The organism is Candidatus Polarisedimenticolaceae bacterium, assembly GCA_036376135.1.
Taxonomy (GTDB): Bacteria; Acidobacteriota; Polarisedimenticolia; order Polarisedimenticolales; family DASRJG01; genus DASVAW01.
This window is the reverse complement of the sequence record DASVAW010000008.1, coordinates 19,415-45,611: the sequence shown is the minus strand read 5'-3', so window position 1 is coordinate 45,611 and position 26,197 is coordinate 19,415. Positions and strand designations below refer to the sequence as shown.

Below are 26,197 nucleotides of genomic sequence, written 5' to 3'. Positions count from 1 at the left end.
GTGCACGGGGGCGTTCGTGCTCGCGCACGCCGGGGTCCTCGACGGTCTCGCCGCGACGACGTGGCACGGGCGGATCGAGCGGCTGCGCGAGCAGGCGCCTCGGACGAAGGTGCTCGCCGACGTCCGGATCGTGGACAACGGACGCATCATCACGACCGCCGGAGTCTCGGCGGGGATCGACGGCGCCCTGCACGTCGTCGACCGGCTGCTCGGCCGCGAGGCCGCCGAGAAGGCCGCCGCGTACATGGAGTACCCGTGGGCGGCCGCGCCCCCCTACCGTACGGAGCGACCATGAACCTCGACAACGACTCGATCCTCCTCCGCTCGCTCCTGCGCGACTCTCGCGTGCTCGCCCTCGGCGTGCTCGTCGACGGGGCGCCTTACGTCGGGCTCCTGCCGTACGTGATCGCCCCCGACTTCGCGACGCTCTACGTGCGGGCGTCGGGGATGGCGCTCCACACCCGGGGGTTGAAGGCGAACGCGCCGTTCTCCGCGCTGATCCATGCCCCCGATGCGGGCGCCCCAGACCCGCTCCAGGTTCCCCGCGTGACGTTCTCCGGATCCGTGAACCCCCTCGACCCGGACTCGGAGGAAGCCGCGTCGGTGGTGGGGCGCTACGTCGCCCGGTTCCCCTCCGCGAGGATGACCACGGGACTCGCCGACTTCGGGACGTACGCCCTCCGGATCCGCTCGGGTCGGTTCGTCGCCGGGTTCGCCCGCGCCCGCGATCTCTCGCCGGACGACCTGCGCGCCCTCGCCGCATCCTCGTGAGGTGTGGCAGGATGCCGCGGCCATGAGCACAAAGGACCGCAGCTTCAAGGTCGGCCTCGTCCAGATGGGGATGTCGACCGACCCGCAGGCCAACACCGCGAAGGCGGCGGCGAAGATCGCCGAAGCGGCTTCGGCCGGCGCCGAGGTCGTCTGCCTTCCCGAGATGTACCGGACCCCGTACTTCTGCCAGAAGGAGGACGCGGCCCTGTTCGACCTCGCCGAGCCGGTCCCGGGTCCCTCGACCGAGGCGCTCGGGCGCGCGGCGAAGGAGGCGGGCGTCGCGGTCGTGGTCCCGGTCTTCGAGAAACGGGCGCCCGGCCTCTACCACAACAGCGCCGCGATCCTCGACGCCGACGGAACGCTCGTCGGCCTGTACCGGAAGATGCACATCCCGGACGACCCGTCGTTCTACGAGAAGTTCTACTTCACCCCCGGGGACCTGGGCTTTCGCGCCTTCGACGTCAAGGCCGGACGCATCGGCACCCTGATCTGCTGGGACCAGTGGTACCCGGAAGGGGCGCGGCTCACCGCACTGCAGGGAGCCGCGGTCCTCTTCTACCCGACCGCCATCGGCTGGCATCCCCACGAGAAGGCGGCGCACGGCGCGGACCAGCGCGACGCCTGGCGGACGATCCAGCGCGGCCACGCCATCGCCAACGGGTGTTACGTCGCCGCCGTGAACAGGATCGGCCACGAGAAGCCCGACCCCGCCTCCCCCGGCCTCGAGTTCTGGGGAACGACGTTCCTCTGCGACCCCTTCGGCGTCGTCGTCGCCGAGGCCTCGACCGACGAGGAGGAAATCCTCGTGGCCGAGATCGACCTCGGGCGGATCGAGGAGGTACGGCGCAACTGGCCGTTCCTGCGCGACCGGCGCATCGACGCCTACGCGGGAATCGAGCAGCGGTTCCTCGATTGAGTCGCGACGCCTGGCGGATGCCCGCCGAGTGGGAGCCTCACGAGGCGACGTGGCTCGGCTGGCCGCACGAGACCTCCGACTGGCCGGGGAAGTTCGGGCCGATCCCCTGGGCGTTCGCCGAGCTCGTCCGCCTCCTGGCGGAAGGCGAGACGGTCCGCCTGCTCGTGAACGACGCGGCGCACGAGGCGAAGGCGCGCCGCCACCTGAGGCGCAACGGCGTCGATCTCGCCCGGCTGGACTTCCGGAGGTTCCCCACCGACCGCGGCTGGACGCGCGACTCGGGCCCGATCTGGGTCGCGTCGAAGGGCCGGAAGGCGATCGCCCGCTTCCGCTTCAACGCCTGGGCGAAGTACCCGAACTGGCGCAAGGACGACAAGGTTCCCGAACGCGCGGCGAAGGCGCTCGACGCGCCCCTGCTCCCGGTGAGGCACCGCGACCGTGAGGTCGTCCTCGAGGGGGGCGCGATCGACGTCAACGGGCGCGGCACGATCCTCACGACCGAGGAGTGCCTGCTCCACCCGACCGTTCAGGTCCGCAACCCCGGCTTCGCGCGCCGGGACTACGAGGCGGTCTTCAAGGCGACGCTCGGCGCGTCGAACACGATCTGGCTCGGTTCGGGGATCGCGGGCGACGACACCCACGGCCACGTCGACGACCTCGCGCGCTTCGTCGACGCGAGGACGATCGTGCTCTGCCGCGAGCGCGACCGGAACGACCCGAACCACGCGGTCCTGGAGGAGAACCGCGAGCGACTCGAATCGGCGCGCCTCGAGGACGGATCGCGGCCCGAGGTCGTCTTCCTCCCGATGCCGCGCCCCGTCGTCTTCGACGGCCTGCGCCTGCCGGCAAGCTACGCCAACTTCCTCATCGCCAACGCCGGCGTGCTGGTCCCGACCTTCAACGACCCCGCCGATCGACTCGCGCTCGGGATCCTCTCCGAGCTCCTCCCCGACCGGCCCGTGATCGGCGTCCACGCGCGCGACCTCGTCTGGGGGCTCGGGACCCTGCACTGCCTCAGTCAGCAGGAGCCGACGATTCGCTGACGACGAACCCGGCGCTCGACAGCTCGAGCTCCTTCTGCCCGCCGATCTGCGCGCGCACCTCGCACTCGAACCGCGCGGGACCCGGGCCCGCTTCGGGCGGGATGATGAAGAAGACGCTCAGCTCGTACGCCCCCTGATAGCCGATCACCCCCGGATCGTCGATCCCGGTCAGGTTCAGCACGTACCCGTTCGCGAAGACGACGCGGGTGTCCATCTGCACGCGGACCTCCCCCAGGCCGCGGGTCCGGATGAAGCACGACCCCTCGTTCGCCGTGCCGAGCGGGACGGAGTCCCACTGGACGTGCGTGGCGACGTCGACGAGGTCGGCGGCGTTCGCGGGAATCGTGGCGACGATCGCGAGACATGTCAGAAGCGCAACTCGATGCATGCGAGACCTCCTTGAGCCGGGGACGATTACGTCGAGATGCGGCCCGGCGGTACCCGCATGTGCAGCGAACGGGACTTCAGATCCGCCCGCGCGCCGCCCGGTCCACGAGCCAGATGAGCTCGCCGTCCTCGGGCTCGACGAGCTCCGCCGGGAGGCGCGAGGGGTCGCGCGGCCCCTGGAGCACCACCTCGAGGGCGTCCTTCTTGTCGTGGCCCACGACGAGGAAGACGACGCGCCGCGCCGCGTTGATCGCGCGGGCGGTGAGGGTCAACCGGTGCACCCCGAGCTTCTCCACCCAGGTGGAGACGGCGAGCTCGTCGGTCGCCTTGAGCGCGGTCGTGTGCGGGAAGAGCGAGGCGGTGTGACCGTCGGGTCCGAGGCCGAGCATCACGAGGTCGAGGCGGCCGAACTCCCGCAGCATCGTCGCGAAGGCGGCCGCCGCGGCCTCGGGACCCGCGTCGGTCCTCCAGCGCTTGAGGTTCGCCTCCGGAAGCGGGCCCGCGTCGACGAGGCGCTCGCGCGCAGTGCGGTAGTTGCTGTCGGGATGGTCCGGGGGAACGCACCGCTCGTCCCCGGGGAAGGCGACGACCTTCCTCCAGTCGATCGCCTCGCGGTGCTCGCGCGCGAGGAGCTCGAACGCCGCCTTGGGGGTCGACCCTCCCGACAACGCGACGACGAACCGACCGCGGGCCGCGATCGCCTCCTGCGCGGATCGAACGAAGAGCGAGGCGGCTTCGCGGGCGACGGCGGCGGGATCGTCGAGCACGGTAACGCCGGACATGCGCGGAGAATACCCGATCGGCTAACGTGCCGCCGGTGAACTTGGAGGATTCGGCATGGCGACGCTGAAGGTCGGCGACAAGGCTCCCGCGTTCGCGCTGAAGGGCCAGAGCGGGAAGACCGTCAAGCTCTCGGACTTCAAGGGGAAGAAGGTCCTCGTCTACTTCTATCCGAAGGCCGACACCCCGGGGTGCACCAAGCAGTCGTGCGAGGTGCGCGATGCACGCAAGGACCTCGCGAAGCTGGGGATCGTCGCGGTCGGGATCAGCCCCGACACCCCGGAGGCGCAGAAGAAGTTCGACGCGAAATACGGCCTGAAGTTCCCCCTCCTCGCCGACCCGGACCACGCGGTGGCCGAGGCGTGGGGGGTCTGGGGGAAGAAGTCGATGTACGGGAGGACCTACCTCGGGATCGTCCGCTCGTCGTTCCTCGTGGACGAGAAGGGGAAGATCGCCGGAGCCTGGTACAAGGTCTCCCCCACCGACACCGTACCGAAGGTGATGGAGCTTCCGGCCGGCTAGGGCGTCCGGTACCAGTACAGCGCCATCGAGATCTGCCAGCTCCCGCGCATCACCTCGACGTCGTAGCCGAGGTCCGCGCTCTGGCCGGGAGTGAACTGCGCGGTCAGGTTCAGGTCGTTGTCGCACGGCGCGTTGGTGTGGCACGCGATGTATCCGGGGCACCACGACGCACGCGAGAAGGTGCACGACGGCCAGCCGCAGGCGTTCCAGGTGCTGCACGCGGTGATGCTCCCCGGCGAGCAGTCCGTCCGCCACGGAACCCCCTGCCAGATCGGCGAGCCGTTCTTGAGGATCCGGTTGTTGCGCTGGCAGAACTCGTCGCAGTTCTGGCACGAGCCGCCGGGACACTGCGAGGACGTGGTGCACGCGCCGCCGTTGTTCGAGCCGCCGTTGCAGTAGAGGTTCCCGCCGTGGCCGCTGGTGAACAGGCGCATCATCACCTTCTGCGCGTCGGCGGGGATCGTCACGTTCTTCGTCGGCGTCATCGGGGCGCCGCCGTAATGGACGATCGTGATCCCGTCGGCGGGCTTCTTGGGCGAGGCCTCCTCGGGGCGTTTGCTCATCTTGAAGTCGACGGTGACCCACCAGCCCGCCTGGACGAAGTGGCCGATCTCCGCGCCGACGTATTTGCGCCCCGAGAGCAGCGGCTCGAAGGGGGTGACGTCGAGGGTGAGCACGCGAGGCGGCACCACGCCCGAGCCGTTGGGCGCCGGGGCGTCGGTGCCGAACGGCGTGATCGCGCGCATCAGCTCGAGGTTCGTCGGCTGGATGCACGACTGGCCGTTGGTGAGGCACGCCTCGTCCTCGACGAGGAAGAGGTTCGCGATGCGGTCCCAGGGATCGCCGCAGGGGTTGTACCCGCCGGGGTTCGTCCCCCCGCACTTGTCGGTCGTGCCGTTCACGCCGACCTTGCACAGGCGCGAGTCGATCGTGTAGGTGACCGTCACCTTGGTCCAGTCGCCCGCGGGGAAATCGACGGGGACGTTGAGCTGCCAGCCGTCCGCGCGCTGGACCGCTCCCTCGCGCGGCGGGCACTTCGCGGCCCCCCAGCACAGATAGTCGGCGTTGTGTGCGCGGACCGTGACCCGGCCGGCGACCCCTTCGACCCCCTCGTTGGAGAAGGCCGACTCGACACCCCGGAAGTCGTACGCGACGACCGCCACGTAATACGCGGTCTCGAGCTGAAGGCCGAGGATCGAATAGGAGCTCACGTTCCCGACGTCGATCCGCGTCTCGTACGCGCGCGGCGCGCGGCCGTAGTAGACGGCGTAACCGGCGACGTTCCCCGATGGGGCGGCGCCGCTCCACGTCATCGTCACGGCAGAGTCGGTCCATCCCGTCGTCAGCGTCGGCGGGGTGGTCACCCCCGACGCGGCGGGGGCCGATTCGTTCCCGGCGACGTCGCGGGCGGTCACGCGGTAGAAGTACGAGTCCACGCCGGCGATCGCGCCGGGGTCGACGAAGGTCGTCCCGGCCGAGGTTCCGACGCGGTTCGTCCCGTTGGTCAGGTCGGCCGCGAAGTCCGGGGTCGTTCCCCGGTAGACCCGGTACTCCGCGACCGTCTCCGGGGCGCCCAGGGCGTCCGAGGAGACGGCGGTCCAGCTCAGCTGGACGTCCGAACCCGACCGGTCCGCCCGAAGGTCGGCGACCTCCGCCGGCTTCGTGACGTCGGCGGCGAGTGCCGCGGAGGCGGCGAGCAGGACGGCCGCGACGGCCGGGACACACACGTGGCGCATGGAGAGCCCCCTCCCGGGTTGACCGCGTGTGTGTACCCCGAAGGCCCGGTTATCGCAACCCGAGTCTTCGCGCGAGGTGGTGGAGATTGCTCCGATGCAGCCCCAGTTCCCGGGCCGCGGAGGCCCAGGAGCCTCCGCTCCGCTCGAGCGCGGCCCGGATCTCGGTCCGCCGGAACGCGTCCACGCGGTCCGCGAGGGGGAGAACGCCGCGGGAGTCGGAGGGGGACGACGCCGTCACGGGCACGAACAATCCCGCGCCCAGATCGAGGTGCTCCACGCCGACGACCACTGCCTCGCGACCGGGACGTCCGGCGGCCGCCCGCAGGACCCCGCGGCTGACGACGTTCTCCAGCTCCCGCACGTTCCCCGGCCAGCTCTCGGCGGCAAGGCGCTCACGCGCGGCGTCGGTCAGGCGGACCGGCCCCAGGCCCAGCCGGCGGCGCTGGGAATCCAGGAAGAACGACGCGAGCAGGGCGACGTCCTCCCGTCGCTCCCGAAGGGCGGGGACGTGGATCGGGAACGCGGCGAGCCGGTGGTACAGGTCGGCGCGGAAACGACCTTCGGCGACCTCCCGCTTCAGGTCGCGGTTGGTCGCCGCGACGATCCGCACGTCCACGCGCACCGCGCGGTCGGAACCGACCCGCTGGATCTCCCCCTGCTGGAGCGCGCGCAGGAGCTTGGGCTGGAGGGTCGGCGGCAACTCCCCCACCTCGTCGAGGAACAACGTCCCGCCGTCGGCCACCTCGAACTTGCCGGCCCGATCGCGCATGGCGCCGGTGAAGGCGCCGGCCACGTGGCCGAACAGCTCGCTCTCCGCGATCGATTCGGGAAGCGCCGCGCAGTTCACGTGGATGAGCGCCTCTCCGGCCCGCGGCGACGCGTCGTGGATGCGACGTGCGACGAGCTCTTTTCCGACGCCGGTCTCGCCGGTGACGAGCACCGAGAGGTCCGAGCCGGCGACGACGGCGATCTCCTCGAGCAGCCGGCGGATCGCCGCCGAGATCCCCAGGATCTGCCCGCCGGACGCTTGCGCGGTCGTCTGCAGGTCGCGCGCGACCTGCCCGCGGTGCGCCGCGGTCCGCTCGAGGGCCTCGATCAGCGCGGTCGTGCGCATCGCCGCCCCCGCGAGCGCGCCGAGCGTCGCCACCGTCCGGCGGTCGAGCGCGTCGAAGGCGTGCGGCTCGAGGGCGTCGGCGGTGAGCGCCCCGACGACCTCGCCGCCGTCCACGAGGCGGCAGCCCAGGCAGGCGTGGATCGCGTCGAGGGCGTGGGGATCGCCGTCGATCAGCCCGTCGAAGGGATCGGCGAGCGGGCTGTCCTCGGGGAACTGCACCGGGTCGTCGGATCGGAGGATGACGTCGAGCCGCGGGTGCTCCCGCCGCGGGTAGCGGCGTCGCAGCGCCTCGTCGGAGAGGCCGTGCGCCGCGAGGGGAACGAGTTCGTCCCCCTCCAGCCGGAGCAGACAGGCGGCATCGCAGGGGATCACGCGTCGCACGCCGGCGAGCAGGCGGGCGTACCGGTCGCTTGCCGCAAGGGACGCGGTCAGATCGCGGGCGATCTCCAGGAGCGCGTCCGACTCGGGGGATGGTTGTCCTTTTGACAGCGAAGTAGTCGACACAACAACACCTCGTGGTTGTCATGAAGGTAACACTTCTCGCAAATCGTTGACAGGTCCGAGCTTCGGTTTTGGCACTCCCCGTGCCTTGTTCCAGCGCGGAGGAACCGATGAACACCCAGCAAACCACCCTCGCCGAGCTCGCCGCGACGCGCCCCGCCGCGGCGCGGATCTTCTTCAAACACGGCCTCGATTTCTGCTGCCGAGGCCGCCGCCCGCTGGCGGAAGCCTGCCGGGACAAGGGCCTCGACCCGGAAGCGATCCTCCGCGAGGTCGAGCGCGCCGAACCTTCCGCCGACGACGTGGCCGCGTGGAGCGAGAAGCCTCTCGCCGCCCTCGTCGGGCACATCCTCGCCCGATACCACGACCGCCTCCGGGAGGACCTCCCGATCCTCGTCGCCATGGCCGCAAAGGTCGAGATGCGCCACGCGGAGAAGGCGACGACCCCGTTCGGCCTCGCCGACCACCTGCGTGCGATGCAGGCCGCCGCGTTCGACCACCTCGAGAAGGAAGAGCGCGTCGTCTTCCCGCACGTCCTCTCCGGAAACGGGGCGTCTTTGGCCGCGGCGATCCAGTGTCTCGAGCAGGAGCACACCGACCACGGGACCAACCTCGCGCACACCCGCGAGCTGACCGGGAACCTGGTCCCTCCCCCCGAGGCCTGCGCCACGTGGCGCGCCCTGTACTCCGGGCTCGAGTCCCTCGAGCGCGACCTGATGGAGCACATCCACCTCGAGAACAACGTCCTCTTCCCGCGCGTTCTCTGCGCCTAGACCCAAGGAGCTTCGTGATGAACCCGACCCGCAAGGCGTGGTGGCTGCTCGGCGCCGCCCTTCTCGTCGCCTTCTCCCTGCTGGGTTTCTTCGGCCGCGAGGTCTACCGCCAGGCCCCGCCGATCCCCGAGCGCGTCGTCACCGACGACGGCCGCGTCGTCGCCACGAAGGCGGAGATCCTCGACGGCCAGGTCGTCTGGCAGTCCACCGGAGGTCAGCAGCTCGGCTCGGTCTGGGGGCACGGCGCCTACCAGGCCCCCGACTGGTCGGCCGACTGGCTTCACCGCGAAGCGCAGGAGCTGCTCGCGATCTGGAAGGAGCGGGACGGGGACCACGGCTACGACGCGCGCCTGAAGGCCGAGCTGCGCACCAACCGCTACGACGCGCGAACCGGGACGATCACGATCTCCGCCGACAGGGCCGAGGCGTTCCGACGCGTGGCCGCCCACTACGACGCCCTGTTCGGCGGCGACCCGGCGCTCACGCAGCTCCGGGAGGCGTACGCGATGCGCGCCGCGACGGTGCCCGACCCCGAGCGCCGCGCGAAGCTCACGCAGTTCTTCTTCTGGACCTCGTGGGCGTGCGCGACGCAGCGCCCCGACTCGGCGATCACCTACACGAACAACTGGCCCCACGAGCCGCTCATCGACAACCGCCCCACCGGCGCCAACATCGTCTGGTCGATGGTCAGCATCGCGCTCCTGCTCGCGGGGGTCGCCGCGATCGTGTGGCGCACCGCCTTCCGCAACGCGAAGGAGCCGCACGTCGAGCCCCCCGCGCGCGACCCGCTCGCGGCGATCGCGCCGACCCCGTCGATGAAGGCGGTGGCGAAGTTCCTCGGGGTCGTGATCGGCCTGTTCGGCGTGCAGGTGCTGCTCGGCGCGCTCACGGCCCACTACACCGTCGAGGGGCAGCACTTCTTCGGCCTGCCGCTCGGAGAGCTGATCCCGTACTCCCTCAGCCGCACCTGGCACATCCAGACGGGCCTGTTCTGGATCGCGACGTCCTTCCTCGCCGCGGGCCTGTTCCTCGCCCCGGCCGTCGGCGGCCGCGAGCCGCGGTTCCAGCGCCTGGGCGTCAACCTCCTCTTCGGCGCCCTGCTGCTCGTCGTCGTCGGCTCGCTCGCCGGCGAGGCGTTCTCGATCCACCAGAAGCTCGGCCTCGACACGGGGTTCTGGTTCGGTCACCAGGGGTACGAATACGTCGATCTCGGCCGCGGCTGGCAGATCGCCCTCTTCACGGGCCTGCTTCTCTGGCTCGGGCTGATGCTGCGCGGCCTCGCGCCGGCGCTGAAGGCGAAGGACGCGATGCGGCCTCTCGTCCTGATGTTCGCCGGCGCCTCCGCGGCGATCGGGCTCATGTACGCCGCCGGTTTCTTCTTCGGCGCGCGCACGCACCTCACCGTGATGGAGTACTGGCGCTGGTGGGTCGTCCACCTCTGGGTCGAGGGGTTCTTCGAGGTCTTCGCGACCGCCGCCCTCGCGTTCGTCTTCGCCAGGATGGGCCTCGTCTCGAAGTCCCACGCCGGAACCGCCGTGATCGCGTCGAGCGCGCTGTTCCTGTTCGCGGGGATCCCCGGGACGTTCCACCATCTGTACTTCAGCGGCACGCCGACGCCGATCCTCGCGATCGGCGCGACGTTCAGCGCCCTCGAGGTCGTCCCGCTGGTTCTCCTCGGGATCGAGGCGTTCCAGACCAGCCGGATGCAGCACGCCGCGCCGTGGATGGCGCGGTACCGGTGGCCGGTGCGCTTCTTCGTGGGCGTGGCCTTCTGGAACCTCGTCGGCGCGGGGATCTTCGGCTTCCTGATCAACCCGCCGATCGCGCTGTACTTCATGCAAGGGCTCAACACGACCCCCGTCCACGCGCACACCGCCCTCTTCGGCGTGTACGGCCTGCTCTCGCTCGGTCTGGTGCTGCTCGTCGCCCGCCTGCTCACCGGCGACCGCGTGTGGAAGGAGCGCCCGCTCGCGATCGCGTTCTGGCTCATGAACGTCGGGCTCGGGCTGATGGTCGTGATGAGCCTGCTCCCGATCGGGCTCGCGCAGACGTGGGCCTCGGTCGAGCAGGGGCTCTGGTTCGCGCGCAGCGCCGAGTTCCTCCAGCAGCCGTGGATCGAGCTCCTGCGCTGGTTGCGCCTGGTCGGCGACACGGTCTTCCTCGTGGGGGTCGGGTCCCTGACGTGGTTCATGCTCGGCCTGTGGACCGGCTGGAGCTACGAGCCCGCCGAGGCTCCCGCCACGATGCCGGACGCGAACCCCGCGTTGCCTTGAAGTTTCACGGGTTTTCCGGTTTGGAGTCCTGCGAAACCCGCGCAATCGCGCGGGTTTTCGCATTTGGCTATTGCCGTCGCAATGAGCCCTTCGTACCGTGCAGTGGACCCCGATCTTAAAGGAGTTCCACATGAAAATTCTGGCATTGCTCGCGACCGTTGCGGTCGCGGCTTCGACCGTTCAGGCGGCCGCTCCGGGCGGCAACGGACGGCTCGCGTTCCAGACCCCCGACGGAGACTCCTCACGGGTCGCCGTCGTGAACGCCGACGGGTCGGGTCTGCGCGACCTCGTCGAGGGCGCGGCTCCCGCGTGGGCGCCGGCCTCCCTCCGGATCGCCTACGCCGCGGACGGCGTCCTGCGCGTCGCCGATCTCGCGGCCGGCACGAGCGCCGACCTCCTCTCCGCCGCGGGGTTCGCGTTGTCCTCCCCCGCGTGGAGCGCGGACGGGACGAAGCTCGTCTTCGTCGGCGAGGAGATCGCGACAGGCCGGGTCGATCTCTGGTCCGCGAACGCCGACGGCACCGGCCTTGCGCGCGTCACCGACGACGACGCGGTCGACGCCGAGCCGACGTGGACGCCGGACGGCGCGAAGATCGTGTTCGCCACCGACCGCGACGGGAACTTCGAGATCTACTCCGTCAACCCCGACGGCACGTCGCCGGCGCGCCTGACCAACGACGCGGCCCCGGACCGCGATCCCGACGTCTCCCCCGACGGCACGAAGATCGTGTTCGTGCGGGACGCCGACGCGCTCGAGGCGGCCTTGTGGACGATGGACCTCGACGGCGCCAATGCGGCCGCGTTCACCGACGGGAGCTTCCCCGCGGTCGCCCCGGCCTTCTCGCCGGACGGCCTGCTCCTCGCGTTCGCCGGTGCTCCCGAGGCCGACTTCGAGATCTGGACGATCGGCGTCGACGGCAACGGCCTCGCGCTCGTGACCGGGGGCGAGGGAGACCAGACCCTTCCGTCGTGGCAGTCGATCGTCGCGGGCGAGAACGCCCCGCCGACCGCGGACGCGGGGGACGGCGGCGAGGTCGAATGCACCTCGCCGGCCGGAGCCGACGTCGCCCTGGACGGCTCGGCATCCTCGGATCCGGACGACACCGACACCACGAGCGACATCGTCCTCTACGAGTGGTTCGAGGACTTCGGCAGCGACACCGAGGTCTTCCTCGGCGCCGGCGTGAACCTGACGGTGCCGTTCGACTTCGGCCCGCACGCGGTGACGCTGCAGGTCACCGACTCCGTCGGGCAGTCGGCGACCGTCGAGGTCGTCTTCGTGATCGTCGACACGACTCCGCCGGTGATCCGGCTCAAGGTCACCCCGAACGTGATCTGGCCCCCCAACCACAAGATGGTGCGGATCCACGCGAACGTGGAGGCGACCGACGTCTGCAGCCCCGAGGTCGTGGTGAAGCTCGTCTCGGTGACCTCGAACGAGCCCGACAACGACACCGGCGACGGGAACTTCCCGAACGACATCCAGGGGGTCGCGGCGGGGACCGCCGACTTCGATTTCCTCGTGCGCGCGGAGCGCAAGGGGAACGGCAGCGGCCGCGTGTATACCGCGACGTACAGCGCGACCGACGCCTCGGAGAACACCTCGCAGGCCGCTGCGGACATCCGCGTCCCGCACGACCAGCGCGGCATCCGCGCGGAGGCGACCGACGCCGCACGCGGCTCGAAGAAGAAGGGTTCGGCGGTGCCCCGCGGCAGCGCCAGCCGGCAGCGCTAGTTCCGACGAACCGGGCGGCGGCATGGGACGCGCAGGCGCCCCATGCCGCCGCGTTCGTTCCCTCCCGCAGGCCCGCGTCTCCTCGCCGCTAGAATGGCGCGCTCCGGAGGAGACCCGATGCACCGTCCGCTCGCGCCGCTCGTCCTCGCCCTCTCGCTCGCCTCCACCGCCTTCGCCGGCGAGTGCCCCTCGGCCGTGATGGCCGCGTCCAAGGCCGCCGTTCCCGACGGGCGGATCACCTCCTGCCACGTCCTCCCGAAGGAGGAGGGGAAACCCTGGGCGCTGCGGGTCTCCACGGCGAAGGGGCGCGCGTTCCTCCGGATCTCGGCGCAAGGGGAGCTCCTGCGCCTCGAGCGCGAGGCGGGCTACGCGGCCCTTCCCGCGCCGTTGTGGTCGCGTTTCGCGAAGGAGCACCCGGGCGCGAAGATCACGGCGGTCCGTCGGGTCGAGAAGGGCGACCCCGCCGGGTGGATCGTGGACCTCGGCAAGGACGAGGTCTTCTACCCGGACGCCGTCGCGTTCGTCGTACGCGCGGGCAAGCCGTTCGGGAAGACCTTCCCCGGCGAGGAACGCCTCTCCGACGTTCGCCAGCTCACCTTCGGCGGCGAGAACGCCGAGGCCTACTTCAGCCCCGACGGCACCAAGCTGATCTTCCAGGCGACGGTCGCTCCGAACCGTTGCGACCGGCAATACGTGCTCGATCTCGCGACCGGCGAGGTGACGCAGGTCTCGAGCGGAAAGGGGCGCACGACCTGCGGGTACTTCTCGTACCCCGACGGGAAGAAGATCGTCTACGCCTCGACCGAGGCCGGGGGCGACCCCTGCCCCGCCGACCCCGACCGGTCGAAGGGGTACGTCTGGGCCCTCTACGACACCTACGACCTCTGGCTCGCCGACGCCGACGGCAGGAACGCGACCCGGATCACCGACGGGAAGGGGTACGACGCCGAGGCGACATGGTGCCACAAGGGCGGGAAGATGATCTTCACGTCGGTGCGCGACGGAGACCTCGAGCTCTACGAGCGCAGGGACGACGGGACGGTCACGCGCCTCACGCACACGCCCGGGTACGACGGCGGCGCCTTCTACAGCCCCGACTGCTCCGAGATCGTCTGGCGGGCGGGGCGCCCCGAAGGCGAGGCCCTCGCGGAGTACCGGTCCCTCCTGGCCGAGGGGCTCGTCCGGCCGAGGAACGTCGAGATCTACGTGGCGAAGGCCGACGGGTCGGACCCCAGGCGGCTGACCAACAACGGCGCGGCGAACTTCTGCCCGTACTTCACCCCGGACTCGAAGCAGGTGATCTTCGCCTCCAACGCGACCGCGGGGGGGCGCGAGTTCGACCTCTACCTCGTGAGCCGCGACGGCGGCCCCCTCGAGAGGGTCACGACCGCGCCCGGGTTCGACGGCTTCCCCTACTTCAGCCCCGACGGGAAGTGGCTCGTGTGGGCGTCGAACCGCGCCGACCCGAATTCCCGCGACACGAACCTCTTCATCGCGCGGTGGCGATGAGGCTTGCTAGAATCGCCGAACCGTCTCGAGGGGCCTTGGAAGAGGTAGAACTTGAGTGCGTCCGGCGAGGTGACCCGGCTGCTGCAGGCGTATCGCGAGGGGGATCGCGAGGCCTATGACCGGCTGTTCCCGATCGTCTACGAGGACCTTCGTCGCATCGCCAGGGCGCACCTGCGGCGCCAGCGGTCGGGGCACACGCTCGGCACGACCGGGATCGTCCACGAGGCCTACCTGAAGCTGGTCGAGCCCGCGAGCGCGGGCTTCCAGGACCGCAATCACTTCCTCGCCGTCGCGGCCCGCGCGATGCGCCAGGTGATCATCTCCTACGCGAGGCGCCACGCCGCCGGGAAACGCGGCGGCGGCGAGCGCGCGCTCCCCCTCGAGGAGCGCGACATCCCGGTGCAGAGCCAGGCGGAGGCGATCCTCGACGTCGACCGCGCCCTCGCGAGGCTCGAGGAGTTCGAGCCGCGCCTCGCGCGCGTGGTCGAGTGCCGTTTCTTCGCCGGACTCGACGAGGAGGAAACGGCGGCCGCGCTCGGCATCACCACGCGGACCGTGCAGCGCGACTGGATGCGCGCACGCGCGTGGCTTCGCGAGGAGCTCGAGGGGCAGGCTTCCCCCGGAGAGGCGTGAGATGGACACGGCCGAGCGCCGGAGGCGCGCGGACCGGATCTTCGACGCCGCCCTCGACCTGCCTCCGCGCGAACGCGAGGCCTTCGTCGAAGCGCAGTGCGGCGGCGACGCGGCGCTGAAGGCGCTCGTCGACCGCCTGCTCGCCTCGACGTCCGACGACGGCGAAGCCTCCGGGATCCGCGCGGCGGGGGCCCTCGAGGGACCGCTGTGGGACCGCGTGGTCCGCGACATCGACGAGGACGCCCCCCTCGAGGCGGGGACGTTCGTCGGACGCTACCGGATCCTGCGCGAGGTCGGCCGCGGCGGCATGGGGGTCGTCCACCTCGCCGAGCGCGCCGACGGCGCGTTCGAGCAGCGGGTCGCGCTCAAGCGGATCAAGCGGGGCGTCGACTCGGACGACGTCCTCCGCCGGTTCGAGCGCGAGCGGCGCATCCTCGCCAGGGTCACCCACCCCGACATCGCGCACCTGCTCGACGGCGGCGTGGACGCCGAGGGCCGCCCGTACCTCGTGATGGAGTTCGTGGACGGCAAACCCATCGACGCGTGGTGCGACACGTACCGCCTCGATCTCCCGGCGAGGCTGCGACTGTTCCTGCGGGTCGCCAAGGCGGTCCACGAGGCCCACCGGAACCTCATCGTCCACCGGGACATCAAGCCGTCGAACATCCTCGTCACCGAGGGAGGCCACCCCAAGCTCCTCGACTTCGGCATCGCCAAGGTCCTCGACGACGACTCCGCCGGTGAGGCGACCCACACCGGCGCCCGCCCGATGACCCCGGCCTGGGCGAGCCCCGAGCAGCTCTCCGGAGGCGCGGTCACGATCTCCTCGGACGTCTACCAGCTCGGGCTGCTCCTGTATCGATTGCTCACCGGCCGCACCCCGTACCGCGCCGGCGCGAACCGCGCGCCGGAGCAGATCGCCCGCGCGGTGATGGAGGACGAGCCGACCCGGCCGAGCGCGGCGATCGCCGACCCGACGCTCGACCCCGCCGCCGGGCTCGACGGCGGCGCCGCCGCCGAGGAGGTCGCGCGCCTTCGCGGGACGACCCCCGCCCGCCTCGCGGGGGAGCTGCAGGGCGACCTCGACACGATCATCCTGACCGCCCTGCGCAAGGAGCCCGAGCGGCGGTACGCCTCGGTCGCCGGTCTCGTCGACGACGTGCAGCGCCACCTGGACGGGCGACCGGTCTCCGCGCGCCCGGACACGTTGTTCTACCGGGCGGGGAAGTTCGTCCGCCGGAACAAGCTCGCCGTGGGCGCGCTCGCGATCGCGATGGCGAGCCTGCTCGGCTTCGCGGTGACGATGGGGGTGCAGAACGCGCGCGTCACCCACGAGCGCGATCGCGCGAACACGGAGGCGGAGACCTCGCGGCAGGTGTCGCAGTTCCTGACCGACCTGTTCAAGGTCGCGGACCCCAACGTCTCGCGCGGGGGGGACATCACCGCGCGGGAGATCCTCGACCGGGGCGCGAAGTCGATCGACGAGAAGATGCCCGAGCCTTCGCTCGTCCGCGCGCGCCTCAAGCGCACGCTCGGCGACGTCTACGAGAATCTCGGCCTCTACCACGAGGCCGAGCCGCTGCACCGGGAGGCGTACGAGGACACCGTGCGGTTCAAGGGCGAGGACGACGAGGAGTCGCTTTCCGCGAGAACGGACTGGGCCACGATCCTCTGGAGGCTCGGGAGGTACGCCGAAGCCGAGCCGATGCTCGTCGACGTGCTCGGGCGTCGGAGGGCTTCGCTCGGCATGGGGCACCCGGACACCCTGCGCGCCGCGAACGCCGTCGCGAGCCTGTGGCACACCACCGGCCGCTTCGCCCAGGCCGAGCCCCTCTACCGCGAGGCGTTCGAAGCCTCCCAGCGCACGCTCGGCGACTCGGACCGCTTCACCCTGGGACTCGCGAACAACCTCGCGAACGCGCTCGACAACATCGGCAAGAAGGACGAGGGGCTCGAGCTCCGGCGCTGGGCGTACGACAACATGCGCCGCGCCCTCGGCCCCGATCACAAGGACACCCTCGGCACCGGGATGAACTACGCGACCGATCTGAGGGACCACCGCCGGTACGAGGAGGCGCGGGTCCTCATGGAGTCGATCGCGACCGCCCAGCGGCGCGTCCTCGGGGATCGGCACCCGGACGTGTTGAGCACCCAGCGCGAGATCTCGATCCTCCTGCTGGACCTCGGCCGCCCCTGGGAGGCGGCGAAGCTCGGGGAGCAGACCCTCGAGGCGTGCGACCGGACGCTGGGCCCCTCGAACCCGCAGACGATCCTCGCGGCGTTCGGACTCGGCAGGATCTACGCGGCGATCCCCGCCCGCGCGGTGCAGGCGGAGGCGACGCTCCTGCGGGCGACCTACGCCTGGGACGCCTCGCTCGGCCCGTCCAACGACTACTCCTACCAGGCCCTGGAGCTGCTCGCCGCGATGCACCTCCGCGCGGGTCGACGCGCGGAAGCGCTCCATTTCCTGGGCGCCCTCGTCGATCGCGGCTGGGGCGGCGCCGAGTTCCTCGCGGACCCGGAGCTCGAGCCGCTGCGGGGGGACCCCCGCCTCGAGCGGCTGCGCGAGATCGTCTCCCGGCGCGTCGAGGCGCAGCAGGCGCCGTGATCCCTCCCTCGTGGCTGCGGGCTCCCCGCTCCCTCCTGCTCACCGGGCTCGCCGACGTCTGGACGGCGCTGCGCGAGGGCAAGCCCCCCGGAGAGAGCGCGCGCGGCGGCGTGACGCTGATGATCGCCTCGGCCGCCCTCTTCGCGCTGATGGCCGCGTTCGTGAAGAAGTACCTCCCCGACACGCCGACGCAGGCGGTGGTGTTCTCGCGCGGCGTGATGATGGCGGCGGTCTTCGTCACCCTCGCGCGCAGCTCCGGGGCCCCGATCCGGGGGAGGCGGCCCGGACGCCTGCTCCTGCGCGGGATCTTCGGGTACCTCGCCCTCTCCTGCTACTTCTTCTCGGTGCAGCACCTGCCCCTGGGCGACGCGGTGCTCCTGCAGTACAGCCACCCCGCCTTCGTCGCCGCGCTCGCGCCCCTGCTCCTTCGCGAGCGAAGCGGCGGCGCGCACTGGGCGCTCGTCGCGCTCGCGCTCGCGGGGATCGCGCTCATCGTCCGCCCCACGGGGGACTTCCGCGTCGCGGGGCTCGTCGGAGTCGCCGGGTCGCTGCTTTCGGCCCTCGCGTACATGACCGTGCGCGACCTCGCGAAGTCCGAGCACCCGATCACGATCCTCGTGTGGTTCCCGCTCGCGACGATCGTGCCGTCGTTCGTCGCGGCGGTGGCGGCGGGGAACGCGTCGCTTCCGAGGAACGGGACCGAGGTGGCGGGACACCTGCTCGTGACGGCGTCGGCGCTGCTCGGTCAGGTGGCGCTGACGCTGGGGCTCGCGCGCGTGGCGGCGGCGAAGGCGACGGCGGTCACGTTGACCGGACCCGTCTTCGGGCTCGCCTTCGGCTGGCTGATGTTCGGGACGGTGCCGGACGCGGCGTCGATCGGCGGCGCGGCGCTCGTGACGGGGGCGGTGGGCCTTCTCGGCCGCACCGCCCCCCGGGGGGCTACTGACCGCAGGTCGTGATCCGCGCGTTGTCCATGCCGACGTTCCAGTCCTGGAGCAGGCTGAAGTACTCCGGGTGCTGGAAGGTGATGTGGACCTCGTCCACGTGGGAGATCACGCGCTCCCAGGTGGCGTTCGCGTCGTCGCCGGTCGGGCAGTTGGTGATCGTGGGCTTCGACCATCCCCAGCAGGGAACGCCCAGGTCGGGGCAGGACATGTAGACGCAGTCCCCTTCGGTGCAGTCCGTGCGGTTCGGGGACGGCAGCCCCGCGCTCTGCGACGGGATCGCGAAGTCGTAGGAGAGGAACGACGGCTTGTTCTGCTCCTTCGGGTTCGGCATCGAGGTGTCGCCGGTGAAGAAGACGTAGCAGTCGTCGTACGGATCGCCGGGCGTCCCCTCGTTGTTCACGAGCATCACGCTGATGTAGCGCTCCTCGAAGGTGTTGAGGCTGGCGCGGAAGGCGATGAAGTCCGCTCCGATCGCGCCGACGCCCCGCGCCCGGAAGTCGCCGGTGAAGGCGGAGAGGATCGCCGGGTCGGTCGACGCGACGGGATACCCCGCGGTGACGAAGGAGTTGTGGAGGAACGCGCCGGGGTTGCCTCCCTTGGGGTCGATCCCCTCGCGGGCGCTCCCGCGGCTGAACGACCAGCCGGCGGCGTTCGAGTCCTTGGAGAAGGACTCCTTGACGGTCGTCGACGAGGCGGAGTCGGCGCAGATGTCGGCGGGCGGAGCGGCGGCCGCGACACCGGTCGCGGCGACGAGCAGACTGGCGGTCAGGATTCGCTTCATGAGAGCCTCCTTGGTGGTCCATCGGAGGCTACGGCGCGGCCGGGGATCGGGAAATGGGACGTTGGTCCTAGCCCGTGCGGAGCAGGCTCCGCAGCGTCACGCGCCGCATCCCCGGATCGAACGCCGCCGCGATCGCCTGAAGCCGTTCCTCGTAGGGACCGATCGACCAGCAGTCCGCCGGATCGAGCTCCTCGAGGGGAGTGCCGGCCTCGTTGAGGGGGCAGATGTCCCGCATCTCGACGACGTCGTCGCCGCGCTCCTCGAGCCAGCGGAGCGGGAGCCCCTGCGTGCGGCACACGTACGGCCGGTCGGCGTAGATCCGGCAGGCCGCTTCGGCGTCGAGGAAGGCGCACGCCCCCTCGGGATGCGGGGGCTGCATCAGCACCTCGGGGGCGTTGCGTCGGATCCGCCCGGCCTCGACCTCGAAGACGGTGATCCCGTCCACGCAACACGCCGCGCACCCCCGGCGGCACTGGAGTCGGCCGGGGTGCTTCGCGGCGGTCCCCGCCGCCTCGCGATCGACCTCCGCGTGGAGGGCGAGCAACGCGTCGAGCGGGCTCATTCGTGCGTGTCCGCGTCGAGGTTGTCGCTCCAGAGGTATTTCTTCGTCTCGTTCGCGACGACGCCCGAGAGCAGCAGGAGCGAGACGAGGTTCGGGACCGCCATGAGCCCGTTGGCGATGTCGGCGAAGGCCCACACCGCGGGGAGCGAGGTCACCGAGCCGACGAACACCGCGCCGACCCACAACACGCGGTACGGCTTCACCGCGCGGTGTCCGATCAGGTACTCGATCGCCTTCTCGCCGTAGTAACACCAGCCGAGGATCGTCGAGAAGACGAACGTGAGCAGCCCCACCGTCAGGACGATCGGACCGACGACGGGGAATCCCTCGAACGCGGCGTGGGTCAACGCCGCTCCTTTCAGCCCTTGCGTCCAGTCGCCCGTGTTGACGATCACGAGCCCCGTCATCGCGCACACGACGACGGTGTCCCAGAACGTCCCGGTCGAGGAGACCAGCGCCTGCCTCACGGGGTTTTTCGTCTGGGCCGCGGCGGCGACGATCGGCGCCGAGCCGAGCCCCGACTCGTTCGAGAACAACCCGCGCGCGATCCCGAAGCGGATCGCCTCCTTCATCCCGGCGCCGAGGAATCCGCCCACCGCCGCCTGGCCGGTGAACGCGGTCGTCAGGATCGTCTTCAACGTCGCGCCGAGCGTCTCCCACCCCATCGCGAGCAGGACGGCGCAGCCGAGCACGTAGAAGATCGCCATGAACGGGACGAGCCGCTCGCAGACGATCGCGATCGAGTGGATGCCGCCGAGGATCACGACCGCCGTGAGCACGGTCAGCACGATCCCCGTGAGGTACGGGGAAACGTGGAACGCCTCGTTCGCGAGCGAGGCGATCGAGTTGGCCTGGACCATGTTCCCGATGCCGAACGCCGCGACCGCCGTGAGCCCCGCGAAGATCAGGCCGAGCCAGCGCATACCCAGGCCGCGCTCGAGGACGTACATCGGGCCGCCCGACATCATCCCCCCCGGGCCTCGCACGCGATACTTCACCGCGAGGACCGCCTCGGCGTATTTCGTCGAGATCCCGAAGACCCCGGTCAGCCACATCCAGAGGACCGCGCCCGGCCCCCCCGCGGCGACCGCCGTCGCGACCCCGACGATGTTCCCCGTGCCGATCGTGGCGGCCAGCGCCGTGGTCAGGGCGCCGAACTGGCTGACGTCCCCCTCGCCTTCCCGCTTCCGGCTCAGCGAGAGCCGGATCGCCGTCGGCGTGTACCGCTGGATGAGGCGGAGCCGGAACGTCAGGAAGAGGTGGGTCCCGAACAGAAGGACCAGGAGCGGAAGCCCCCACACCCACCCCGAAACGGTGTCCAGTAAATTGACCAATGTCGCCTCCGGGCGCCGGAGTATACGGCGCCTTCCGGGTGTACGATTCGCGGGCTTTTTTGGGCGCCGCGCCCGGGAGGAGCTGCCGTGGCCGAGGAGATCTACGACGTCAAGCCTCACATCCAGGAACGCGCGTGGATCAAGTCGATGGAGGAGTACCAGCGCCTCTACCGGCTCTCGCTCGACAACCCCGAGTGGTTCTGGGCCGAGCAGGCCAAGGCGCTGACCTGGTTCCACCCGTGGCACACCGTCTTCGACGCCGACTACGAGGAGGTCGACTTCTCGTGGTTCGCCGGCGGGCGCATGAACGCCTGCTTCAACTGCGTCGACCGTCATCTCGCCACCCACGGCGACCGCACCGCGATCATCTGGGCCGCCGACGAGCCGGGCGTCTACAAGCACATCTCGTATCGCGAGCTGAAGCACCAGGTCTGCCGGGTCGCCAACGTCCTCCATTCGCACGGCGTGAAGAAGGGCGATCGCGTCTGCATCTACATGCCGATGATTCCCGAGACCGTCTACACGATGCTCGCCTGCGCGCGCATCGGCGCGGTGCACTCGGTGGTCTTCGGCGGGTTCAGCGCGGAGTCGCTGCGCGACCGGATCGTGGACGCGCGCTGCAAGATCCTCGTGACCGCGAACGAGGGACTGCGCGGCGGGCGGAAGATCCCGCTGAAGGCGATCGCCGACCGGGCCGTCGAGGGGATGTCGATGGTGGAGACGGTGCTCGTCGCGCGCCGGACCGAAAAGGACGTCCCGATGGAGTCCGGGCGGGACTACTGGCTGGACGAGGAGTGTCACAAGCAGCGGTCGACCTGCACCAACGAGTGGATGGGCGCGGAGGACCCGCTGTTCATCCTCTACACGTCGGGGTCGACCGGGAAGCCCAAGGGAGTCCTGCACACCACCGGCGGCTACATGACCTACGCCGCGATGACCCACAAGTACGTCTTCGACTACCACCCCGGCGACATCTACTGCTGCGCGGCGGACGTCGGCTGGATCACCGGGCACTCGTACATCGTCTACGGGCCCCTCGCCAACGGCGCCACGACCGTGATGTTCGAGTCGATTCCCACCTACCCCGATCCCGGGCGCTACTGGCGGACCGTCGACGATCTGGGGATCAACATCTTCTACACGGCGCCGACGGCGCTGCGCGCCATCGCGCAGGCCGGGGACGAGTTCGTCAAGCGCTACAAGCGCTCGTCGCTGCGGATCCTGGGGACCGTCGGCGAGCCGATCAACCCCGAGATCTGGAAGTGGTACCACGACGTCGTCGGAGACTCGCGCTGCGCGGTCGTGGACACGTGGTGGCAGACGGAGACGGGCGGCATCCTCATCACTCCGCTCCCGGGCGTGACCCCCACGAAGCCGGGCTCCGCGACCCTCCCCTTCTTCGGCGTGAAGCCTCTCGTCGTCGACCCGGCCGACGGACGCATCCTCGACGGAAACGGGGTCTCGGGCGCCCTGTGCCTCGCCTCCCCGTGGCCGGGGCAGGCGCGCACGGTGTGGGGCGACCACCACCGCTTCAAGGAGACGTACTTCACGCAGTACAAGGGTTATTACTTCACCGGCGACGGCTGCCGCCGCGACGAGGACGGCTACTACTGGATCACCGGCCGCATCGACGACGTCCTCAACGTGTCGGGGCACCGCCTGGGCACCGCCGAGATCGAGAGCGCGCTCGTCGCCCACGATTCCGTGGCCGAGGCCGCGGTCGTCGGCTTCCCGCACCCGATCAAGGGGACCGGGATCTACGCCTACGTGATCCTGGGCTCCGACTTCGTCGGCCAGAACGCCGACGCGGTGGCGGGCTCGCTCAAGGAGCAGGTGCGGCACTCGATCGGCTCGTTCGCCGCGCCGGACGTCATCCACGTCGCGGACGGGCTTCCGAAGACCCGGAGCGGGAAGATCATGCGCCGCATCCTCCGGAAGATCGCCGCGGGCGAATACACGGGGCTCGGGGACACGACGACCCTCGCCGATCCCGACGTCGTGGACAAGCTGATCTCCGAGCACAAGAACCGGGTGGGTTGATGCCCGCGACGGCGCTGAACGCCCGCTTCGCGGGGTTGCGGGACCTGATCGGGAACACCCCGCTCCTGAAGGTGGACTTCGAGTTCCGCGGGAAGCGTCGGCGCGTCTGGGCGAAGGCCGAGCACCTGAACCTCAGCGGCTCCATCAAGGACCGGATGGCGCTGCACATCATGGCGCGCGCCTACGAGACGGGAGCGTTGGCTCCGGGGGTTCCCATCTTCGAGGCCACGAGCGGGAACACCGGAATCGCCGTCGCGTCGATCGGTCGCGCGCTCGGCCACCCCGTCACGATCTTCATGCCCGACTGGATGAGCCGCGAGCGGATCGACCTGATCCGCAGCCTCGGGGCGGAGATCCGTCTCGTGAGCCGGGAGGAGGGCGGATTCCTCGGGAGCATCCGCATGTCCGAGGAGGCCGCGGCGGCGGCGGGTCGCGCGTTCCTCCCGCGCCAGTTCTCGAACGAGGACAACGTCGAGGCGCACGAGCAGACGACGGGCCCCGAGATCTGGTGGCAATGCGAGGCGGCGGGGAAGACCCCCGACGCGTTCGTCGCGGGGGTCGGGACCGGCGGCACCGTCATGGGAGTCGGCAAGGCGCTGCGCGCCCTCCGCCCGGCGATCCGCGTCCACCCCCTCGAGCCCGCGAACTCCCCGACCCTCTCGACCGGGTGCAAGGTCGGCAAACACCGGATCCAGGGAATCTCCGACGAGTTCGTCCCGCCGATCTGCCGCCTCGACACCCTCGACCGCGTCGTCAGCGTCGACGACGGGGACGCGATCCTGATGGCCCAGAAGCTCGCCCGCGAGCTGGGCCTTCCGGTCGGGATCTCGTCGGGAGCGAACTTCGTCGGCGCCCTCGAGATCCTCGAGGAGCTCGGCGGCGACGCCACCGTCGTCACGGTCTTCTGCGACGACAACAAGAAGTACCTTTCGACCGATCTCCTCCGCGAGGAGCGGATTCCCGACGGCTCCGCCGTTCCCGAGATCCACCTGGTGTCGTTCGAGGCGGTCCGCCGGGTGTGTCGCACGTGCGATCCCGCGGTCGCGGCGGTCACCGGTGCGGCGGAGACCCTTCCGCCGAGGTCTTGATCGCCGCGAGCTCACGCTCGAAGGTCTCCCCCAGCAGGCGCGGGAGCCTCGCGCCGGCCCAGCGACGCAACGGTCGCCGGCCCAGCGCCTGCTCGTAGATCCGGACGACCTCGGTGCTCCCTTCGCGCGGCTCGAGCGTCAGGGTCTCGAAGGCCTTCCCCAGCCCGCCGTAATCGAGCTCGATCCGCAGCCGCTCGTTCGGGACGCGCGCGACGACCGCGCGACGGACGCCGTCGCCGCGCGGGGAGGCGGCCTGCGCCTCGAGCAGCGCGTACACGAGCTCCGGGGGGCGCCCGACCCGCACGCGACGCTCGACGCGCACCTCCGACGGGACGAAGACGCTCCCGACGACGACCGCGACGAAGACGAGCGAGATCGCCAGACCGACGACGCGGACGACGGCCGGCATCCTCCGTTCAGAAGGCATCGACCTTGACCACGGGGTAGACGTCCTTGCGGTCGTCCCAGGAGGCGTGGCGCCGGTGGAAGAACTCGAGGCGTGCGTTCGGATCCGCGGCGAACTTCGGATCGGACAGCCGCCGCTCGAACTCCGCACGGACGGCGGGATCGTCGCGGAGCATCGCCGCGGCGACCTCCTCGGTGACGTAGGACTCCATGTACTCCTTGCGCTCGAAGATCGCGTCGAAGTACCCCCACGAGACGAGGGAGTCCGGCGCCTCCGGCTCGAGCAGCTGGACGAGCAGCCGCGCTCCCGGCTGCGCCGCGGGTACGAACAACGAGCCGGGCGCGACGTCGCGCGTTCCGCCGGTCCACGAGCCCTCGGCTTCGACCCGTCGCCGCCCCTCGTACGGAGCGACGGCGAAGGTCGTCGAGGCCGCCCGCCAGACCTCGACCGTCACGGAGGTCCTCGCCGCGCCGATCGTCTCCGTCCGGAACCCGTGCGCCGCGAGCTTGTCGCGTACGAGCGGCGCCCACGCCGGGGGCACGATCCATCCGGCCTTCGGCAGGCGCGCCGTGCGCGCCGCCTTCACCCCGGTGCGGAGCGGGATCCGCCACGTCTCCGGCTTCGTCTCGTCGTAGTCGACCGTCATCCCTCCGGAGATCGCCGACGGACGGCGCGCGTAGGCATACCCGAGGAACTCGATCGTCGCGACGGGATCGTCGTGCGCCCACGCGATGCCGAGCTCCGCCGAGGAGTCGGGAGCGTCGATCGCCGCGCGCCACGACGTCCCGTCGCGGGCCGCGAGCTCGAGGGTCGCCTCGAGGACGTGGCGGGTCGCGTCGACCCGCTCGGCGTACCGGTGCCAGCTGTGGGTCTCGACGAGCAGCGCCATCCTCCCCCGCGCCGCCCAATAGGGGGTCGACAGTCGCGGCGGCGCGACCCCGACCGCGAACCCCGACGCGGGGTCGTCGTCCTTCTCGAACGCCGGGTAGAACTCGAGCGGACGGTGCCCGAGCGCCTCGAGGCGCGAGGCGATCTCGTGGCGGAGCTTGCGCGCGGGCTCGCGCAGAGGGTGCCGCGGCTCCTCCGCGGGGTCCACCAGGATCGCGACGTCGTGGCGGAACTTCGCGCCGTCGGTCACGTGGAGATCGACGTAGAGCTCGGGGTCCCATGCGTTCAGAAGCGCGAGCATCGCGTGCATCTCCGGAGCCTCGGCCTTCGCGTAGTCCCGGTTGAGGTTGAGGTTCTGGGCGGTGGTCCTCCAGCCCATCGCCTCGGGACCGCGCTGGTTGGGGCGGTGGTTCGGGCCGAAACGCTCGTGGCCGTCCACGTTGAAGACCGGCACGAACACGAAGGTGATCCTCGACAGGACCCCCGCCCCGGTCTTTCCGTTCAGGACGTCCCGCAGGACGGCGAACCCCGCGTCCTTCCCGTCGATCTCCCCGGCGTGGATCCCGCCCTGCGCGAGGACGACGGTGCGCCCCTTCGCGCGCGAGGCCTTCGGGTCGAACGCGCCGTCCGCCGAGGCGACGAGGGCGAGCATCGGCCTCCCCTCGGGGGTCGTCCCGAACCGGGTGCAGCGGACCTTTCCCGGGAAGGCCTTCTCGAAGGCGGGGCACAGGCGCTCGACCTCGGCGTACCGCCCGGTGCGCACCCAGCCGGACTTCTCCGCTTCGGTCGTGAGATCGGGGGGCGCGGCGACCGCCGCGGCGAGCAGGAACGCGATCATGGGACCTCCGGA

The 26,197-nt window shown here is 70.8% G+C and carries 23 protein-coding genes; 14 read left to right on the top strand and 9 right to left on the bottom strand.

The window, feature by feature from the left end; all coding sequences use genetic code 11:
- From VF139_00705 to VF139_00690, 4 genes are all read left to right on the top strand, one after another.
- Positions 1 to 295 (top strand): hypothetical protein (locus tag VF139_00705; GenBank protein ID HEX6849896.1); only part of this gene is annotated, 295 nt, incomplete at its 5' end.
- The gene (locus VF139_00700) at positions 292 to 771 is read left to right on the top strand and encodes a pyridoxamine 5'-phosphate oxidase family protein (GenBank protein ID HEX6849895.1); all 480 of its coding nucleotides are present in this window, start codon (positions 292 to 294) and stop codon (positions 769 to 771) included. The genes VF139_00705 and VF139_00700, both read left to right, overlap by 4 nt.
- 22 nt (positions 772 to 793) lie before the next feature.
- The gene (locus VF139_00695) at positions 794 to 1,687 is read left to right on the top strand and encodes a carbon-nitrogen hydrolase (protein ID HEX6849894.1); all 894 of its coding nucleotides are present in this window, start codon (positions 794 to 796) and stop codon (positions 1,685 to 1,687) included.
- On the top strand, positions 1,684 to 2,730 hold the full coding sequence (locus tag VF139_00690; protein ID HEX6849893.1) for an agmatine deiminase family protein: 1,047 nt from the start codon (positions 1,684 to 1,686) through the stop codon (positions 2,728 to 2,730). Before VF139_00695 ends, VF139_00690 begins: the two co-directional genes overlap by 4 nt.
- Here the strand turns inward: VF139_00690 and VF139_00685 are convergent.
- A complete protein-coding gene (locus VF139_00685; GenBank protein HEX6849892.1) occupies positions 2,702 to 3,118 on the bottom strand; it encodes a hypothetical protein in 417 nt (138 codons plus the stop codon). The two genes, VF139_00690 and VF139_00685, sit on opposite strands and share 29 nt — an antisense overlap.
- A gap of 76 nt (positions 3,119 to 3,194) precedes the next feature.
- Entirely contained in the window at positions 3,195 to 3,899 is a 705-nt protein-coding gene (gene pgl / locus VF139_00680; protein ID HEX6849891.1) for a 6-phosphogluconolactonase, read from the bottom strand.
- A gap of 55 nt (positions 3,900 to 3,954) precedes the next feature.
- On the opposite strand from pgl, the gene bcp reads away from it, so the two are divergent.
- A complete protein-coding gene (bcp, locus tag VF139_00675) occupies positions 3,955 to 4,419 on the top strand; it encodes a thioredoxin-dependent thiol peroxidase (GenBank protein ID HEX6849890.1) in 465 nt (154 codons plus the stop codon).
- Here bcp and VF139_00670 read toward each other — a convergent pair.
- The gene (locus VF139_00670) at positions 4,416 to 6,155 is read right to left on the bottom strand and encodes a peptide-N-glycosidase F-related protein (protein HEX6849889.1); all 1,740 of its coding nucleotides are present in this window, start codon (positions 6,153 to 6,155) and stop codon (positions 4,416 to 4,418) included. The genes bcp and VF139_00670 overlap by 4 nt on opposite strands.
- A 49-nt stretch (positions 6,156 to 6,204) precedes the next feature.
- Entirely contained in the window at positions 6,205 to 7,773 is a 1,569-nt protein-coding gene (gene norR, locus VF139_00665) for a nitric oxide reductase transcriptional regulator NorR (GenBank protein HEX6849888.1), read from the bottom strand.
- 107 nt (positions 7,774 to 7,880) lie between these two features.
- Here norR and ric point away from each other — a divergent pair, with 107 nt between their 5' ends.
- From ric to VF139_00630, 7 genes are all read left to right on the top strand, one after another.
- Positions 7,881 to 8,543, top strand: coding sequence for an iron-sulfur cluster repair di-iron protein (gene ric / locus VF139_00660; GenBank protein ID HEX6849887.1), 663 nt, complete (start codon positions 7,881 to 7,883; stop codon positions 8,541 to 8,543).
- A gap of 17 nt (positions 8,544 to 8,560) precedes the next feature.
- Positions 8,561 to 10,816, top strand: coding sequence for a nitric-oxide reductase large subunit (locus VF139_00655; GenBank protein ID HEX6849886.1), 2,256 nt, complete (start codon positions 8,561 to 8,563; stop codon positions 10,814 to 10,816).
- Between the two features lie 130 nt (positions 10,817 to 10,946).
- Positions 10,947 to 12,551 (top strand): hypothetical protein, encoded by a 1,605-nt coding sequence (locus VF139_00650; protein ID HEX6849885.1) that lies wholly within the window; start codon positions 10,947 to 10,949, stop codon positions 12,549 to 12,551.
- 117 nt (positions 12,552 to 12,668) lie between these two features.
- Positions 12,669 to 14,060, top strand: a complete 1,392-nt coding sequence (locus VF139_00645; protein HEX6849884.1) for a hypothetical protein — start codon at positions 12,669 to 12,671, stop codon at positions 14,058 to 14,060.
- 51 nt (positions 14,061 to 14,111) lie between these two features.
- Positions 14,112 to 14,693: a sigma-70 family RNA polymerase sigma factor gene (locus tag VF139_00640; GenBank protein ID HEX6849883.1), complete on the top strand. Its 582-nt coding sequence runs from the start codon at positions 14,112 to 14,114 to the stop codon at positions 14,691 to 14,693.
- Position 14,694: 1 nt separating this feature from the next.
- A complete protein-coding gene (locus VF139_00635; GenBank protein HEX6849882.1) occupies positions 14,695 to 17,301 on the top strand; it encodes a serine/threonine-protein kinase in 2,607 nt (868 codons plus the stop codon).
- Entirely contained in the window at positions 17,298 to 18,260 is a 963-nt protein-coding gene (locus VF139_00630; protein ID HEX6849881.1) for a DMT family transporter, read from the top strand. The genes VF139_00635 and VF139_00630 overlap by 4 nt, the downstream gene beginning before the upstream one ends.
- On the opposite strand, the gene VF139_00625 is transcribed toward VF139_00630, so the two are convergent.
- The 3 genes from VF139_00625 to VF139_00615 all read right to left on the bottom strand — a co-directional run bounded on the left by VF139_00625 (position 18,241) and on the right by VF139_00615 (position 20,925).
- The gene (locus VF139_00625) at positions 18,241 to 19,029 is read right to left on the bottom strand and encodes a hypothetical protein (GenBank protein ID HEX6849880.1); all 789 of its coding nucleotides are present in this window, start codon (positions 19,027 to 19,029) and stop codon (positions 18,241 to 18,243) included. The two genes, VF139_00630 and VF139_00625, sit on opposite strands and share 20 nt — an antisense overlap.
- 67 nt (positions 19,030 to 19,096) lie before the next feature.
- A complete protein-coding gene (locus tag VF139_00620; protein ID HEX6849879.1) occupies positions 19,097 to 19,591 on the bottom strand; it encodes a YkgJ family cysteine cluster protein in 495 nt (164 codons plus the stop codon).
- A complete protein-coding gene (locus VF139_00615; GenBank protein ID HEX6849878.1) occupies positions 19,588 to 20,925 on the bottom strand; it encodes a sodium:alanine symporter family protein in 1,338 nt (445 codons plus the stop codon). The genes VF139_00620 and VF139_00615 overlap by 4 nt, the downstream gene beginning before the upstream one ends.
- An 87-nt stretch (positions 20,926 to 21,012) precedes the next feature.
- Between VF139_00615 and acs the strand changes: the two genes are divergently transcribed.
- Together acs and VF139_00605 are read left to right on the top strand one after the other, a co-directional pair.
- Entirely contained in the window at positions 21,013 to 22,965 is a 1,953-nt protein-coding gene (gene acs / locus VF139_00610) for an acetate--CoA ligase (protein HEX6849877.1), read from the top strand.
- Complete coding sequence (locus VF139_00605; GenBank protein HEX6849876.1) at positions 22,965 to 24,053, top strand: PLP-dependent cysteine synthase family protein; 1,089 nt, start codon at positions 22,965 to 22,967, stop codon at positions 24,051 to 24,053. Before acs ends, VF139_00605 begins: the two co-directional genes overlap by 1 nt.
- Here VF139_00605 and VF139_00600 read toward each other — a convergent pair.
- On the bottom strand, positions 24,016 to 24,462 hold the full coding sequence (locus tag VF139_00600) for a hypothetical protein (protein HEX6849875.1): 447 nt from the start codon (positions 24,460 to 24,462) through the stop codon (positions 24,016 to 24,018). The two genes, VF139_00605 and VF139_00600, sit on opposite strands and share 38 nt — an antisense overlap.
- Positions 24,463 to 24,469: 7 nt before the next feature.
- Positions 24,470 to 26,185 carry a M14 family zinc carboxypeptidase gene (locus tag VF139_00595; protein ID HEX6849874.1) on the bottom strand — a complete coding sequence of 572 codons (1,716 nt, stop codon included), beginning with the start codon at positions 26,183 to 26,185 and terminating at the stop codon, positions 24,470 to 24,472.
- Between the last annotated feature and the right edge of the window lie 12 nt (positions 26,186 to 26,197).

Coding starts and splice junctions, on each gene's coding strand:
- VF139_00595 (HEX6849874.1), bottom strand. CDS start 26,185: ATGATCGCGTTCCTGCTCGCCGCGGCGGTCGCCGCGCCCCCCGATCTC.
- pgl (HEX6849891.1), bottom strand. CDS start 3,899: ATGTCCGGCGTTACCGTGCTCGACGATCCCGCCGCCGTCGCCCGCGAA.
- VF139_00625 (HEX6849880.1), bottom strand. CDS start 19,029: ATGAAGCGAATCCTGACCGCCAGTCTGCTCGTCGCCGCGACCGGTGTC.
- VF139_00605 (HEX6849876.1), top strand. CDS start 22,965: ATGCCCGCGACGGCGCTGAACGCCCGCTTCGCGGGGTTGCGGGACCTG.
- bcp (HEX6849890.1), top strand. CDS start 3,955: ATGGCGACGCTGAAGGTCGGCGACAAGGCTCCCGCGTTCGCGCTGAAG.
- VF139_00670 (HEX6849889.1), bottom strand. CDS start 6,155: ATGCGCCACGTGTGTGTCCCGGCCGTCGCGGCCGTCCTGCTCGCCGCC.
- VF139_00700 (HEX6849895.1), top strand. CDS start 292: ATGAACCTCGACAACGACTCGATCCTCCTCCGCTCGCTCCTGCGCGAC.
- VF139_00695 (HEX6849894.1), top strand. CDS start 794: ATGAGCACAAAGGACCGCAGCTTCAAGGTCGGCCTCGTCCAGATGGGG.
- VF139_00635 (HEX6849882.1), top strand. CDS start 14,695: ATGGACACGGCCGAGCGCCGGAGGCGCGCGGACCGGATCTTCGACGCC.
- ric (HEX6849887.1), top strand. CDS start 7,881: ATGAACACCCAGCAAACCACCCTCGCCGAGCTCGCCGCGACGCGCCCC.
- VF139_00650 (HEX6849885.1), top strand. CDS start 10,947: ATGAAAATTCTGGCATTGCTCGCGACCGTTGCGGTCGCGGCTTCGACC.
- VF139_00620 (HEX6849879.1), bottom strand. CDS start 19,591: ATGAGCCCGCTCGACGCGTTGCTCGCCCTCCACGCGGAGGTCGATCGC.
- VF139_00645 (HEX6849884.1), top strand. CDS start 12,669: ATGCACCGTCCGCTCGCGCCGCTCGTCCTCGCCCTCTCGCTCGCCTCC.
- VF139_00600 (HEX6849875.1), bottom strand. CDS start 24,462: ATGCCGGCCGTCGTCCGCGTCGTCGGTCTGGCGATCTCGCTCGTCTTC.
- VF139_00655 (HEX6849886.1), top strand. CDS start 8,561: ATGAACCCGACCCGCAAGGCGTGGTGGCTGCTCGGCGCCGCCCTTCTC.
- VF139_00685 (HEX6849892.1), bottom strand. CDS start 3,118: ATGCATCGAGTTGCGCTTCTGACATGTCTCGCGATCGTCGCCACGATT.